Below are 13,560 nucleotides of genomic sequence, written 5' to 3'. Positions count from 1 at the left end.
AGCTTCGCGAATGAATTCGCTCTCACAGAGTGCCAATTCATTCGCGAACAAACCCTACACCAGCCCCATCTCCACCATCGACAGCGGTTCTCCATCGCCGATGATCACATGGTCCAGCACCCGCACATCGATCAACGCCAGCGTCTGTTTCAGGTGTTTGGTCAGCTCGATGTCGGAATGGCTGGGATCGGTGACGCCCGAAGGGTGGTTATGGCACAGGATGACGCTGGCGGCATTGTGGACCATGGCGCGTTTGACGACCTGTCGCGGATGCACATACGCGGCGTTGATCGTCCCGTGAAACAGGATCTCGAACGTCAGGACGCGATTCTTGCTGTCGAGAAACAGGCAGCCGAACACTTCATGCTGTTCCTGGCGAAGTATTGCCTTGAGATACCTGCGCACCTGTGTCGGGCTTTCGAGAATTGAATCGCGACGCAATGTTTCAGCCATGTGCCGACGCGACATCTCCATGACCGCCTGCAACTGGGCAAACTTCGCAGGCCCGAGCCCAAGATGCGAGCTGAACCTGCCCAGATCGCTTTCCAGCAGCGCTCTCAGGCTGCCAAATTGAATCAACAGATGACGCGCCAGGTCTACAGCGCTTTTTCCGGCCACGCCGGTCCGTAAAAAGATGGCTAACAACTCGGCGTCGGAGAGGCTTTGCGCCCCCGACTCCAGCAAACGCTCACGCGGGCGTTCGGACGCAGGCCAATTGCGAATACTCATAGCACCTCCATGTGTGTGGCGCCGCTGTTCCGGTGCGGTCGCTGTGCTATCTTAGCCCATCTTTTTTGCGCAGCGACCTGGCCTGGGGAGGCGTCATCGCTGTCGCGTACTCACTCGACCAAAAAGGCAGGTCTATGCAGCGGCTGTATCGAAAACGCATCGTTCTGGGCGTCGGCGGCGGCATCGCAGCCTACAAGAGCGCCGAACTGGTTCGCCGGTTGCGCGATCACGGCGCAGAAGTGCGTGTCGTCATGACCAAGGGTGGCGCCGAGTTCATCACTCCTCTGACCATGCAGGCCCTTTCCGGGCACCCCGTACACCTGGACCTGCTGGACCCCGCTGCCGAGGCCGCGATGGGCCATATCGAGCTGGCCAAGTGGGCGGATCTGATACTCGTGGCACCGGCCACGGCCGACCTGATCGCTCGTCTGTCACAAGGCATTGCCAATGACCTGCTGACCACCATCGTCCTGGCCACCGACGCAACGGTCGCCATTGCCCCGGCCATGAACCAGGCCATGTGGCGCGACGAGTCGGTGCAGGCCAATACCCGCCTGCTCGAAGACCGCGGTTTCCGCGTCTTCGGCCCGGCGTCCGGCAGCCAGGCCTGTGGCGACGTGGGTTTCGGACGCATGCTCGAAGCCAACGACCTGGCCCAGTGCGCTGCCGACTGCTTCCAGCGCCTGACCCTGACCGGCAAGCATGTGCTGATCACCGCCGGTCCGACCCAGGAAAACATCGACCCGGTGCGCTACATCACCAACCACAGCTCCGGCAAGATGGGCTTTGCCCTGGCCGAGGCCGCCGTGGAAGCGGGTGCCCGTGTCACGCTGATTACCGGCCCGGTCAACCTGCAAACGCCGGATCGCGTATCGCGTATCGATGTGGTCAGCGCCCGCGACATGCTGGCCGCCTGTGAAGCCGCGATCCCCTGCGACCTGTTCATCGCCTCCGCAGCCGTGGCCGACTACCGCCCGGAAGTCATCGCGCCCCACAAACTCAAGAAAGATCCTGCCAACGGCGACGGCCTGCTGCTCCAGATGGTCCGCAACCCGGACATCCTGGCCACCATCGCCACACGCCCGGATCGCCCTTTCAGTGTCGGCTTCGCCGCCGAGACCGAACATCTGCTCGACTATGCTGCACGCAAGCTCAAGGACAAGAACCTCGACCTGATCGTCGCCAACGATGTGGCCAACCCCAGCATCGGCTTCAACAGCGAGGAAAACGCCTGCAGCGTGATCGACCGGGCGTTGCACGCAACGCTTTTCGCCCAGACCAGCAAGGCCAAGATTGCCCGCCAGCTGATCACTTTTATCGCAGAACGCATGAATCAGGTTTAACTACGAATGCACGCTCTACAAGCCAAGATCCTCGACCCTCGCATCGGCAACGAATTCCCGCTCCCAGCCTACGCCACAGAAGGCTCGGCCGGCCTTGACCTGCGCGCCATGCTCAAGGAAGACACCCTTCTGGAACCAGGCCAGACGCTGCTGATCCCTACCGGCCTGTCGATCTACATCGGTGATCCGGGCCTGGCAGCCATGATCCTGCCGCGCTCGGGCCTGGGTCACAAACACGGCATCGTGCTGGGCAATCTGGTCGGCCTGATCGACTCCGATTACCAGGGCGAACTGATGGTCTCCTGCTGGAACCGCGGGCAGACGGCATTCAAGATCTCCATCGGCGAACGCATCGCTCAACTGGTGCTGGTACCGGTGGTTCAGGCCCGCTTCGAGCTGGTCGAAGAGTTCGATGAAAGCCAGCGTGGCGCTGGTGGCTTCGGTCACTCCGGCAGCCACTGATCGCTCGCTGTTCAGGAAGATCATCCCGTTTCAGGACGAATCGCAGGAGAGGTCGGGTGAAAGGCAGTCAAAACGTGTCAAAGCAATCGGTAACCGCCGCCAACCCGCTTCCGGCTGCCAGCCTGCAAGGCCTGCTTCCCGGCCTCATCCCTGCCCTCGTCGGCCTGCTGTGCGCAACGGTGCTGGTAGGGCTGGCGCTGTCGAGCAATCCCCAGCAGCAGAGCCCGCTTACCCAAGCCTGGGGAAGCAGCCAGGCCTCGGCCGTGGATCAGGCTCTCAAGCAGATGAGCGCCGACACCCAGGCCGCCGCCTCCGGTGCCGCACTCGTACAAGCCTTGCAAAACAAGGACACCGCTGCACTGGCGGCACTGCAACAGCAACTCAAGTGGGATGGCCTGATCGGTGCCCGAATCGACCCGAAGGGCCTGAATGACGTGGATCCGCAAGGCTCACTGCCAGTAAGCTTTGCGACCCTGGACATGCTGAACGACGCCGCCCAGGGCCAGGTCGCACCGCCCGAAGCCCGCAAACTCGGCGAACGCTGGGTGATCTATAGCGCCGCGCCGGTGCGGGCCGATCCGACGCAACCGGTCCTTGGCACCCTGCTGCTGGCGTTCGACCCGCAACGCCTGATCAACGCATTGCCCGCCATGCCTACCGATGCCGGAAAAGTCGTCCTGAGCCAGCAATTCGGCACCGGCCAGGAGCAGGTCTTCCTGCAACGCGGGGACGCCGGTGGCGGCAAGGCAACAAGTTTCGATACCGGCCATGCCAACTGGAAACTCGAATTCACCCCTGGCTCATCACTGACGGCTTCACCTTCCCTGCTGCTCCTGCTACTGGCGGCGATCATTGCTCTGACTGGCGCATTACTGGGTCTGCACTTTAATGAAAGGGCTCTGCAACGGCGCATTGGCGAGGATGCCCGGCAACTGAATCAGTTGCTTCAAGAACTCTCTGACGGAAAAGCCGTCAAACCCTTCGGTTTGAGCCTTGAAGCACTCAACAGCCTGGCTCAGACCCTTGCACGCTTTTCGCCTCGCGGCCCACAACATCTGGTCGCGAGCGAGGAAGCGGACACCGCAAACAGTGCGAGAAACAGTGTTTCGACCCCATTCGCGGCACCTGACACCCAATGGACCGATCCGCTGTTTCAAGATACCGATATTCTTGATATCGACCTTCTCGACGAAAACCAGGACTTCCTGAGATCGGAGCATCCCCCAGTTATGAGCAGTCAAGAATCCACGGCACCAACTCTTCCCGACAACATCTTCCGCGCCTATGACATCCGCGGCGTGGTCGGGGATACCCTCAATGCTGAAACGGCTTACTGGATCGGCCGGGCCATCGGCTCTGAAAGCCTGGCCCAGAACGAACCGAACGTCAGCGTTGGGCGCGACGGACGCCTTTCCGGTCCTGAACTGGTGCAACAGCTGATTCAAGGCCTGCACGACAGCGGCTGCCACGTCAGCGATGTAGGCCTCGTGCCGACCCCTGCGCTTTACTATGCGGCCAATGTGCTGGCTGGCAAGACCGGCGTCATGCTGACCGGTAGCCACAACCCCAAGGACTACAACGGTTTCAAGATCGTCATCGCTGGCGACACCCTGGCCAACGAGCAGATCCAGGCGCTGCATGAGCGCATCAAGACCAACAACCTGACTTCCCAGAAAGGCAGCATCACCAAGGTCGACATCCTTGATCGCTACTTCCAGCAGATCAAGAACGACATCGTGATGGCCCGCAAGCTGAAAGTCGTGGTCGACTGCGGCAACGGCGCTGCAGGTGTCATCGCCCCGCAACTGATCGAAGCCCTGGGTTGTGAAGTGATTTCCCTGTTCGAGGAAGTCGACGGCAACTTCCCCAACCACCACCCGGATCCGGGCAAGCTGGAAAACCTCGAAGACCTCATCGCCAAGGTCAAGGAAACCGGCGCAGACCTGGGCCTGGCCTTCGATGGCGACGGTGACCGCGTCGGCGTGGTGACCAACAAAGGCAATGTGGTCTACCCCGACCGCCTGCTGATGCTCTTTGCCCTGGACGTGCTGAAGCGTAATCCGGGTGCCGATATCATTTTCGACGTGAAATGCACCCGCCGCCTGACACCGCTGATCAGCGAGCACGGTGGTCGTCCGGTCATGTGGAAAACCGGCCACTCCCTGATCAAGAAAGAGATGAAAAAGAGCGGTGCGCTGCTCGCCGGCGAGATGAGCGGCCATATCTTCTTCAAGGAACGCTGGTTCGGTTTCGACGACGGTATCTACAGCGCTGCGCGCCTGCTGGAAATCCTCAGCCAGGAATCCCAGAGCGCCGAAGACCTGTTCGAGACCTTCCCGAACGACATTTCGACGCCTGAGATCAACATTAAGGTGACCGATGTCACCAAGTTCAGCATCATTGAGGCCCTTGAGAAAGACGCCCAGTGGGGCGACGCTAAACTGACCAGCATCGACGGTGTGCGCGTGGACTATCCGAACGGCTGGGGCCTGGTACGTGCTTCCAATACTACGCCAGTGCTGGTATTGCGCTTCGAGGCTGAAACCGAAGCCGAATTGCAGCGTATCAAGGATGTTTTCCACGCCGAGATCAATAAAGTTGCACCGGATCTCAAACTTCCGTTCTGATTGTTTTTTCCTGTTGACTGGAGCCCTGAATGACCCTCGACCGTGATGCCGCCTCTAATGTAGCCAAGGTTCTATCCGAAGCGCTGCCTTACATTCGCCGCTTCGTCGGCAAGACGCTGGTAATCAAGTACGGCGGCAACGCCATGGAGAGCGAGGAGCTGAAAACCGGCTTCGCGCGCGACATCGTGCTGATGAAAGCGGTAGGCATCAACCCGGTGGTCGTTCACGGCGGCGGTCCTCAGATCGGTGATCTGCTCAAGCGCCTGTCCATCGAGAGTCACTTCATCGATGGCATGCGCGTCACCGATGCCCAGACCATGGACGTGGTAGAAATGGTCCTGGGCGGCCAGGTCAACAAGGACATCGTCAACCTGATCAACCGTCATGGCGGCAGCGCGATTGGCCTGACCGGTAAGGACGCTGAACTGATTCGTGCGCGCAAGCTCACCGTCAGCCGCCAGACACCGGAAATGACCAAGCCTGAAATCATCGACATCGGCCATGTAGGCGAAGTCGTGGGCGTCAACACCGAACTGCTGAACATGCTGGTCAAGGGCGACTTCATCCCGGTCATCGCACCTATCGGTGTCGGCCCGGATGGCGAGTCCTACAACATCAACGCCGACCTGGTGGCAGGCAAGGTTGCAGAAGCCCTCAAGGCCGAAAAACTGATGCTGCTGACCAACATCGCCGGCCTGATGGACAAGCAAGGTGAAGTCCTCACCGGCCTGACCACCGAGCAGGTAGACAGCCTGATCGCCGACGGCACCATCTACGGCGGCATGCTGCCCAAGATCCGTTGCGCGCTGGAAGCAGTCCAGGGCGGCGTTCACAGCTCGCACATCATCGATGGTCGCGTACCCAACGCCGTCCTGCTGGAAATCTTCACCGACAGCGGCGTAGGTACACTGATCACCAATCGCAAGCGTCACTGATTGCGATAAGCGCCCAAAGCCCTGCCAGCTTGTGTTGGCGGGGCTTTTTTAGAGGTGTCATGAATTCGGTGCTTCGTGGTCCCTGCGCCGGCAAGCCGCCTCCCACAGCCGTAAGCGAATTCATTCGCGAAGACGCCACATTACCTGAGCAACTTCTCCACCCTCGCCCGGTCTTCGGCAAAGCTTGCCTCGGCCTGTACGCGGGAGGTCTGGTAGCGGGTGATATCGGCCTGGATTCGCTGTTGCTGGTCCTGCACGTCGTTCAACTGATCGATGAGGGCCTGGGGAATCGGACGGCCGGCGCGCTCCAGGTCAGCGGCCTGGCTTTGCATGTTGCGTTGCTGGGCGTTAAGCCCTTGGATGTTGCCCTGGGCCACGCCGATCAAGGCATCCAGCTCGGCCAGCCTGCGAGCCTTGACGCGATCCACCTCTTCGACGCTGCTGTAGAGACTCAGCAACTGCGCATCGGCATTGGCCTGGAGCTTGTCGGCTGCCGCCTTGCGGACTTCTTCGGCAGTCGGCGCGGGAGGTACGGTCTGTACCACCCGCCCTCGGGCATTGAGCACTTCGTAACCCTTGGCGACATATTCCGGCGGTACGCCCTGGCGATCCAGGACGGTCACACCACGGCTGTCGATGTAGCGATAGAACAGTGCGTCAGGATCGGCAGCATGAGCCGTCACGGGCGCAAAAACACCCAGTGACAGCCACAGCGCCAGAACATTCAGCAGACGCATGTCGATGCGAGCGACAGCCATACACTCCCCTTGTCAGATCCCGTATTGCGCCCTGTAGGCTTCAACTGCAGGCAAGTGCTGCTTGAGTTGAGGATCGTCTGCAAGGAATTGTAGAACCTGATTCAGGGACACGATGCTCACCACCGGAATTCCAAAGTCACGCTCGACTTCCTGAATGGCCGAAAGCTCGCCATTGCCGCGTTCCTGGCGGTTGAGCGCGATCAGGACACCGGCCGCTGTCGCGTCCTGGCCCTTGATGATCTGCATGACCTCGCGAATCGCGGTGCCGGCGGTGATGACGTCGTCGATGATCAGCACATTGCCGGTCAACGGAGCGCCCACCAGACTGCCGCCTTCGCCATGCGCCTTGGCCTCTTTGCGGTTGAAGCACCATGGCAGATCCAGCCCATGATGTTCAGCCAAAGCCACGGCTGTCGCGGCTGCCAGGGGAATCCCCTTGTAGGCTGGCCCGAACAGGACATCGAAGGAAATGCCACTGTCGACCACCGCCGCAGCGTAGAAACGCCCCAGCTGAGACAGGGCCGAACCGCTGTTGAACAGACCGGCATTGAAGAAATACGGACTGGTGCGCCCGGACTTGAGAGTGAACTCACCGAAGCGCAAAACGCCGCGATCGATGGCAAAACGAATGAAATCGCGTTGATACGCCTGCATGAAAAAAGCCCCGAATACCACGGATTTAGCTAAATAGGTAGAGCTCGGGTATCATACACGCACGTGATTTTTGGGGCCATTTATGCGGATCATCAGTGTGAACGTAAATGGCATTCAGGCGGCAGTCGAGCGTGGTTTGCTCAGTTGGCTGCAAGCGCAGAATGCCGACGTCATCTGTCTACAGGACACCCGCGCCTCCACCTTTGAACTGGATGATCCGGCTTTTCAGCTGGATGGCTACTTCCTCTATGCCTGCGAAGCCGAAGTTCCTGCCCAGGGTGGCGTGGCGCTGTATTCGCGGTTGCAACCGAAGGCGGTAATCAGCGGCCTGGGCTTTGAAACAGCCGACCGCTACGGGCGTTACCTGCAAGCAGATTTCGATAAAGTCAGTATTGCAACCCTGCTTTTCCCGTCGGGAATGAACGGGGACGAAGACTTGAATCAGAAATTCAAGCTCATGGACGACTTCGCCAAGTACATGGACAAGCAACGCCGCAAGCGTCGCGAATACATCTACTGTGGCTCGTTCTATGTGGCGCAGCAGAAGCTCGACATCAAGAACTGGCGTGACAGCCAGCAATCTCCTGGTTTCCTGGCGCCGGAACGCGCCTGGATGGACGAGATTGTCGGCACCATGGGTTATGTCGATGCCCTGCGCGAAGTCAACCGCGAAGGCGATCAGTACAGCTGGTGGCCCGACAGCGAACAGGCCGAGATGCTGAATCTGGGCTGGCGCTTCGACTATCAGATCCTGACACCGGGCCTGCGTCGTTTCGTGCGCAGTGCCCGCTTGCCGCGTCAGCCACGCTTCTCGCAGCATGCGCCGCTGATCGTGGACTACGACTGGACCCTGACGATCTGATCCGGCCACCCGGTCCCCATGAAAACCGGGCCGTTGCAGGTCGATAGAGAAAATGCCCGTATCGCAAGGTACGGGCATTTTTCTTGTGCGTAATAACTGGATACTCCACTGCGCCCGCGTGCAGTTCCAATTCCGATCTATAGTAGTGACTTCAGTTTGGCTAAAACCTGTTGTGCAGGAATGGCAGGTATCGCCGAGAGCATGAACACATGGCTATGCAACACAGCAGGACCAGCCTCCCAGACCGGAAACCAGACATGAATGCACCGAAAGAATCCGTCATCATCACAGGCATCACGGGCCAGGATGGCGCCTATCTGACTCAATTGCTGTTGGAAAAAGGCTACAAGGTCTACGGTACCTATCGTCGCACCAGCTCAGTCACCTTCTGGCGGCTTGAGGAGCTTGGAGTCACTAACCACCCCAATCTGCATCTGGTCGAGCATGACCTTACGGATCTGAGCGCAAGCATTCGCCTCCTGCAAAAAGCCGAACCGACACAAGTCTACAACCTCGCAGCCCAGAGCTTTGTGGGGGTTTCTTTCGACCAGCCGCTGACCACCGCCGAAATTACCGGGCTTGGCGCAGTCAACCTGCTGGAAGCCATCCGTATCGTCAACCCGAAGATCCGCTTCTACCAGGCCTCGACCTCGGAGATGTTCGGCAAGGTGCAGCAAGTTCCGCAAGTCGAAGAAACATCGTTCTACCCGCGCAGCCCTTATGGTGTGGCCAAGCTGTATGCGCACTGGATGACCATCAACTATCGCGAGTCCTATGGCATCTTTGGTGCGAGCGGCATTCTGTTCAACCACGAATCGCCGCTGCGCGGCAAAGAGTTCGTGACCCGCAAGATAACCGATGCCGTGGCGCGTATTTCCCTGGGCATGCAGGACGTGCTTGAGCTGGGGAACATGGACGCCAAGCGTGACTGGGGCTTCGCCAAGGAATATGTCGAAGGCATGTGGCGCATGTTGCAGGCCGACGAGCCGGACACTTTCGTGCTGGCCACCAATCGCACTGAAACCGTTCGCGACTTCGTATCCATGGCTTTCAAGGCCGTCGATATCCATCTGGACTGGAAAGGCAGCGCCGATAACGAGCACGGCATCGACACGCGCACCGGCAAGACCGTGATCCGGGTCAACCCGAAGTTCTATCGCCCGGCAGAAGTCGAACTGCTGATCGGCAACCCTGAAAAAGCCAAACGAGTGCTGGGCTGGCAAGCCAGTACCAACCTGGAGCAACTCTGCCAGTTGATGGTGGAAACCGATCTGAAGCGCAACAAGAACGGCACTTCGTTCTGATCGATCCTGACGCCCCTGAGTGCCTTGGCATTCGGGGGCTGACTCCTCAGCGAACCTTTACCTCGGCACGCCAGTAATCCAGCAGCGCGGCGAGGGTTTCCTTCAGGTCGATACCGGGTTGCCAACCGATGGCATTGAGGATCGCAGAGTTATCGCCGACGGCGCTGGGAATATCCGAAGGACGCATCCGCTGCGGGTCTTCACCCACTTCGATAACTTTCGAGCTCATTGCCAGGAGCATGTCGAGCATCGTCTGGATCTTGCGCGGTTGGCCGCTGCAAATATTGAAACAGCGCGGATAGTCACCGTCCCTGTCGGCCAATTGCAGTAACGCGACGTAGGCATTGCAGACATCACGCACATCAAGAAAGTCGCGCTCGGCCTGCAGATTTCCCACCTTCAATAACGGCGGCTGTTCGCCAGCCTCGACAAGTGCAATCTGCCGGGCAAAGGACGCTGTAGCAAAGTCGGGCGATTGCTGTGCGCCAATATGATTGAAAGGACGCACGACGATACCCGGCTGGCCTTGCCGGAAGTATTCATGCACTGCCGCTTCGGCAGCCAGTTTGCTGGCGGCGTAAGGGTTGAGCGGCTGGCAAGGGCTGCTTTCCTTCAGGGGAATCGCCTGTTTGAAGCTGCCGCCGTAGACCTCCGAAGAGCTGACGAACAGCACGAACGCCCTGGGTGCCTTGTTCTGCAAGGCCTGGAGCAGGTTGACGCTGCCCATGACGTTGGTTTGCCAGGTCAGCAGAGGCTCCTTGAAGCTGGTCGGCACATGGGTAATGGCCGCCAAATGCACCACATGGGTAGGATCGGCTTCGGCAATTGCCTGTTCCAGAGCCTCGACATTGCGAATATCGCATTGCAGGAGCTGATCGGCATGGGAGGGTGCGGGCGAGGTGTTTCCCACCAGGGCAATGACATGATGCCCGGCGTCTTGCAGGGTCTCGCATAAAATCTTCCCAACGAAACCGTTGGCGCCGGTAATCAGGATGCGCTGCATCTTGGGGGCTTCCTCAGAGACTTTTGGCAAGTAATGGAGTGTGAAAGACAGACTTTGCTGCCAGCAGGCTAGCCCGAGTCTCCAGCTTTGTCCTGCAATGGGCTTCGCGGGTCAGTATCAGAGGTTTTTTCGCTATCTAAGTTCAGCACATGCATTTTTCCCATACCGCCGTCCGCTCATTAGACGAAGGGCATTAAGCCTTCTACGCTTGGATTCGATAGCACTGAAATCCACTACTCTGGTGTCGCCCATGTTCAATACCAGCTTGAAAAAGGAATTACAGGCGCAACAAGCCGAGTTATCGATGTACCGACAGATGCAAAGGGGCATGGACGCCCAGATGGTGTCCATCACGGTGGATGCCAACTATCGCATTACTCACACCAACACCAACTTCCTCAAGATGCTGGGCTATTCCACCGAGCAATTGGTGGGGCGCAACATGGACCAGTTGATACCGGCCTACGTCAAGCAACTCGACTGCTATCGCAACCTTGTGACGGCGGTACAAAAAGGTGAATCGGTCTTCGATAACTATCGCTTTCTGCGGGCGGACGGCAGCCTGGCATGGTTGCGCGCCATGTGGCAGCCGATTCTGGATGACAGCGGCAAGCTGATGGAGATCAAGTGCTACGGCTCGGACATCACCCAGACCATCGAAACGGCCGCCGAAAACTCAGCCTTCATTCAGGCATTGCTGCGCTCTACTGCCGTGATCGAGTTCGATCTGGGCGGTCACGTACTGGTCGCCAATGACCAGTTCATGAAAGGCATGGGTTACAACCTGGGGCAGATCAAGGGCAAACATCACAGCATGTTTTGCGACCCGCAAGAGAGTTCGTCGAGCCAGTACAAAGAGTTCTGGGCAACCCTGAACCGTGGCGAGTTCGTCGCCAACCGCTTCAAACGCATCGACAGCAGTGGCCGGGTGGTATGGCTGGAAGCGACCTATAACCCGGTTCACGATGCCCAGGGCAAGCTCTACAAGGTCGTGAAGTTCGCCACGGTGGTGACGGATCAGGTTCTGCGTGAAGAAGAGGTCAGCAAGGCAGCCAGTATCGCCTTTGAGATCTCTCAACAAACCGACGTCAGCGCCCAGCGAGGAGCAACGGTGGTTCAGAACACCGTTCAGACCATGCACCGGATCTCCGATGAACTGCAATCGGCATCCTCGGGCATTGAGGCGCTGGGCAAGCAATCGCTGCTGATCAGCTCCATCGTGCAGACCATCGGCGGTATCGCCCAACAAACCAACCTGCTGGCACTCAACGCCGCCATCGAAGCCGCAAGGGCAGGAGAGCAGGGCCGCGGGTTTGCGGTCGTGGCCGATGAGGTCCGGCAACTGGCAGGCCGAACCAGTGCGGCGACCGAAGAGATTGTCAGCGTGGTGCAGCAGAACCAGACACTGGCTGATGAAGCCGTGCGCGGTATGGCCAACAGTCGAGGGCAGGCAGAACAGGGCCTGGCGCTGGCCAACGAAGCAGGCTCGGTGATTGTCGAGATTCAGGAAGGTGCCAAGCAGGTGGTCGGAGCAGTCGGGCAGTTCGCAAATCAATTGAAATAAGGTAATAACAGAGTAACTCGATACAGAAACGGACTTGAGCCACAATGGCTTCCTTTAGATCATGACGCTGCCCGCATGCCGAAGCATCGGGCAGCCCGAAGGAAAGTCCCCCGATGACTCTGTTTTCCAGACAATGGCGCAAAGGTCTGGCGCTGGTTGCACCGCTGGCCTTGCTGCTTACTGCATGTGATGTCTCCGAGAAGCCGACCAAGACCACTCCACCTCATACCTCTTACAACAAGGCCACATGGGAAGCTCTGCCAGCCGTTACTGACAGTGACTTGCAGGCAGGCTTCGGCTCATGGCGCAGCGCGTGCACCCGACTCAAGGCCGATCCGGTCTGGGGCGGCACCTGCAGCGCAGCAGCCAGTCTGGCCGCAGATGCCAGCGCGACGGATATCCGCGCCTTTCTGCATGCCAATCTGCAGGTCTACAGCCTGCGCAACGACAGCGGCAGCGCCGACGGCCTGATTACCGGCTACTACGAACCCATCTATCAAGGCAGCCTGAAACAGACCGCTCAGGCTTCGGTCCCGGTCTATGGCATTCCCGATGATCTGATCGTGGTCAATCTGGACAGTATCTATCCCGAGCTCAAGGGCAAGCGCCTGCGTGGACGGCTTGAAGGACGAGTGCTCAAGCCTTATGACGACGCCGCGACCATCAACGATAAAGGACTGAATGCGCCCGTGATCGCCTGGCTGACCGACCCGATGGATCTGCAATTCCTGCAGATCCAGGGCTCCGGACGGGTGAACCTGCCAGACGGTACGCAAGCGCGCCTGGCATACGCCGATCAGAACGGTCGTCCTTACCGCGCCATTGGCCGCTGGCTGGTGGAGCAGGGCGAGTTGAAGAAAGAAGACGTAACCATGGGCACCATTACCGCCTGGGCCAAGGCCAACCCGCTGCGGGTTCCCGAGCTGCTGGCCAGCAACCCCAGTTATGTGTTCTTCACCCGCAACCCGGACAGCAACGAAGGACCAAGGGGTTCACTGAACGTGCCGCTGACCGCCGGTTACAGCGTGGCCATCGACCGCAAAGTGATTCCACTGGGCAGTCTGCTCTGGCTGTCGACCACACGCCCTGACGGCAGCAGCCTGGTTCGGCCAGTGGCGGCTCAGGACACCGGTGGAGCCATTGCCGGGGAAGTGCGCGCCGATCTGTTCTGGGGCACGGGGGAAGCAGCCGGGCATCTGGCCGGGGACATGAAGCAAAAGGGCAATATCTGGCTCCTGTGGCCCAAGGACAAGCCCTTGCCTCAGGATGGCGAGCCTGCGCAGAAGTAGGCTTCTGCGCAGTACAGGCCGTGGGGTGAA

12 protein-coding genes and 1 pseudogene are annotated in these 13,560 nt (G+C 59.2%); 9 read left to right on the top strand and 4 right to left on the bottom strand.

Annotated features, from left to right (window positions below):
- Nucleotides 1–54 precede the first annotated feature (54 nt).
- The gene (radC, locus tag KGD89_RS00755) at nucleotides 55–729 is read right to left on the bottom strand and encodes a RadC family protein (RefSeq protein WP_025257919.1); all 675 of its coding nucleotides are present in this window, start codon (nucleotides 727–729) and stop codon (nucleotides 55–57) included.
- A gap of 134 nt (nucleotides 730–863) precedes the next feature.
- On the opposite strand from radC, the gene coaBC reads away from it, so the two are divergent.
- Genes coaBC through argB form a run of 4 tightly spaced genes read left to right on the top strand, consistent with a single transcriptional unit; the run spans nucleotide 864 to nucleotide 6,096 of the window.
- Nucleotides 864–2,072 carry a bifunctional phosphopantothenoylcysteine decarboxylase/phosphopantothenate--cysteine ligase CoaBC gene (gene coaBC, locus KGD89_RS00750; RefSeq protein WP_025257918.1) on the top strand — a complete coding sequence of 403 codons (1,209 nt, stop codon included), beginning with the start codon at nucleotides 864–866 and terminating at the stop codon, nucleotides 2,070–2,072.
- A gap of 6 nt (nucleotides 2,073–2,078) precedes the next feature.
- A complete protein-coding gene (gene dut, locus KGD89_RS00745; protein ID WP_025257917.1) occupies nucleotides 2,079–2,534 on the top strand; it encodes a dUTP diphosphatase in 456 nt (151 codons plus the stop codon).
- A gap of 56 nt (nucleotides 2,535–2,590) precedes the next feature.
- A complete protein-coding gene (locus tag KGD89_RS26200; RefSeq protein ID WP_025257916.1) occupies nucleotides 2,591–5,161 on the top strand; it encodes a phosphomannomutase/phosphoglucomutase in 2,571 nt (856 codons plus the stop codon).
- Between the two features lie 29 nt (nucleotides 5,162–5,190).
- Nucleotides 5,191–6,096 carry an acetylglutamate kinase gene (gene argB, locus KGD89_RS00735; protein ID WP_025257915.1) on the top strand — a complete coding sequence of 302 codons (906 nt, stop codon included), beginning with the start codon at nucleotides 5,191–5,193 and terminating at the stop codon, nucleotides 6,094–6,096.
- A 140-nt stretch (nucleotides 6,097–6,236) separates the two neighbouring features.
- Here argB and KGD89_RS00730 read toward each other — a convergent pair whose 3' ends face one another.
- Nucleotides 6,237–6,833 carry a DUF4124 domain-containing protein gene (locus KGD89_RS00730; protein ID WP_081741962.1) on the bottom strand — a complete coding sequence of 199 codons (597 nt, stop codon included), beginning with the start codon at nucleotides 6,831–6,833 and terminating at the stop codon, nucleotides 6,237–6,239.
- Nucleotides 6,834–6,866: 33 nt separating this feature from the next.
- Nucleotides 6,867–7,508 (bottom strand): orotate phosphoribosyltransferase, encoded by a 642-nt coding sequence (pyrE, locus tag KGD89_RS00725; protein ID WP_025257913.1) that lies wholly within the window; start codon nucleotides 7,506–7,508, stop codon nucleotides 6,867–6,869.
- An 82-nt stretch (nucleotides 7,509–7,590) separates the two neighbouring features.
- Between pyrE and KGD89_RS00720 the strand changes: the two genes are divergently transcribed.
- Together KGD89_RS00720 and gmd are read left to right on the top strand one after the other, a co-directional pair.
- Entirely contained in the window at nucleotides 7,591–8,370 is a 780-nt protein-coding gene (locus KGD89_RS00720; RefSeq protein WP_025257912.1) for an exodeoxyribonuclease III, read from the top strand.
- 257 nt (nucleotides 8,371–8,627) lie between these two features.
- Nucleotides 8,628–9,674, top strand: coding sequence for a GDP-mannose 4,6-dehydratase (gene gmd, locus KGD89_RS00715; protein ID WP_025257911.1), 1,047 nt, complete (start codon nucleotides 8,628–8,630; stop codon nucleotides 9,672–9,674).
- 46 nt (nucleotides 9,675–9,720) lie between these two features.
- Here gmd and KGD89_RS00710 read toward each other — a convergent pair whose 3' ends face one another.
- Entirely contained in the window at nucleotides 9,721–10,677 is a 957-nt protein-coding gene (locus KGD89_RS00710) for a GDP-mannose 4,6-dehydratase (RefSeq protein ID WP_025257910.1), read from the bottom strand.
- Between the two features lie 97 nt (nucleotides 10,678–10,774).
- On the opposite strand from KGD89_RS00710, the pseudogene KGD89_RS26270 reads away from it, so the two are divergent.
- The 3 genes and pseudogenes from KGD89_RS26270 to mltA all read left to right on the top strand — a co-directional run.
- Nucleotides 10,775–11,656: pseudogene (locus tag KGD89_RS26270) on the top strand (PAS domain-containing protein); the annotation flags it as partial.
- A gap of 12 nt (nucleotides 11,657–11,668) precedes the next feature.
- Nucleotides 11,669–12,241 carry a methyl-accepting chemotaxis protein gene (locus KGD89_RS26265; protein ID WP_404940699.1) on the top strand — a complete coding sequence of 191 codons (573 nt, stop codon included), beginning with the start codon at nucleotides 11,669–11,671 and terminating at the stop codon, nucleotides 12,239–12,241.
- Between the two features lie 113 nt (nucleotides 12,242–12,354).
- On the top strand, nucleotides 12,355–13,530 hold the full coding sequence (gene mltA, locus KGD89_RS00700; protein WP_025257908.1) for a murein transglycosylase A: 1,176 nt from the start codon (nucleotides 12,355–12,357) through the stop codon (nucleotides 13,528–13,530).
- Nucleotides 13,531–13,560 lie beyond the last annotated feature (30 nt).

Source organism: Pseudomonas cichorii (assembly GCF_018343775.1).
GTDB lineage: Bacteria > Pseudomonadota > Gammaproteobacteria > Pseudomonadales > Pseudomonadaceae > Aquipseudomonas > Aquipseudomonas cichorii.
This window is presented reverse-complemented; position numbering and strand designations above follow the sequence as displayed.

Coding starts and splice junctions, on each gene's coding strand:
- radC (WP_025257919.1), bottom strand. CDS start 729: ATGAGTATTCGCAATTGGCCTGCGTCCGAACGCCCGCGTGAGCGTTTG.
- coaBC (WP_025257918.1), top strand. CDS start 864: ATGCAGCGGCTGTATCGAAAACGCATCGTTCTGGGCGTCGGCGGCGGC.
- dut (WP_025257917.1), top strand. CDS start 2,079: ATGCACGCTCTACAAGCCAAGATCCTCGACCCTCGCATCGGCAACGAA.
- argB (WP_025257915.1), top strand. CDS start 5,191: ATGACCCTCGACCGTGATGCCGCCTCTAATGTAGCCAAGGTTCTATCC.
- KGD89_RS00730 (WP_081741962.1), bottom strand. CDS start 6,833: ATGCGTCTGCTGAATGTTCTGGCGCTGTGGCTGTCACTGGGTGTTTTT.
- pyrE (WP_025257913.1), bottom strand. CDS start 7,508: ATGCAGGCGTATCAACGCGATTTCATTCGTTTTGCCATCGATCGCGGC.
- KGD89_RS00720 (WP_025257912.1), top strand. CDS start 7,591: ATGCGGATCATCAGTGTGAACGTAAATGGCATTCAGGCGGCAGTCGAG.
- gmd (WP_025257911.1), top strand. CDS start 8,628: ATGAATGCACCGAAAGAATCCGTCATCATCACAGGCATCACGGGCCAG.
- KGD89_RS00710 (WP_025257910.1), bottom strand. CDS start 10,677: ATGCAGCGCATCCTGATTACCGGCGCCAACGGTTTCGTTGGGAAGATT.
- mltA (WP_025257908.1), top strand. CDS start 12,355: ATGACTCTGTTTTCCAGACAATGGCGCAAAGGTCTGGCGCTGGTTGCA.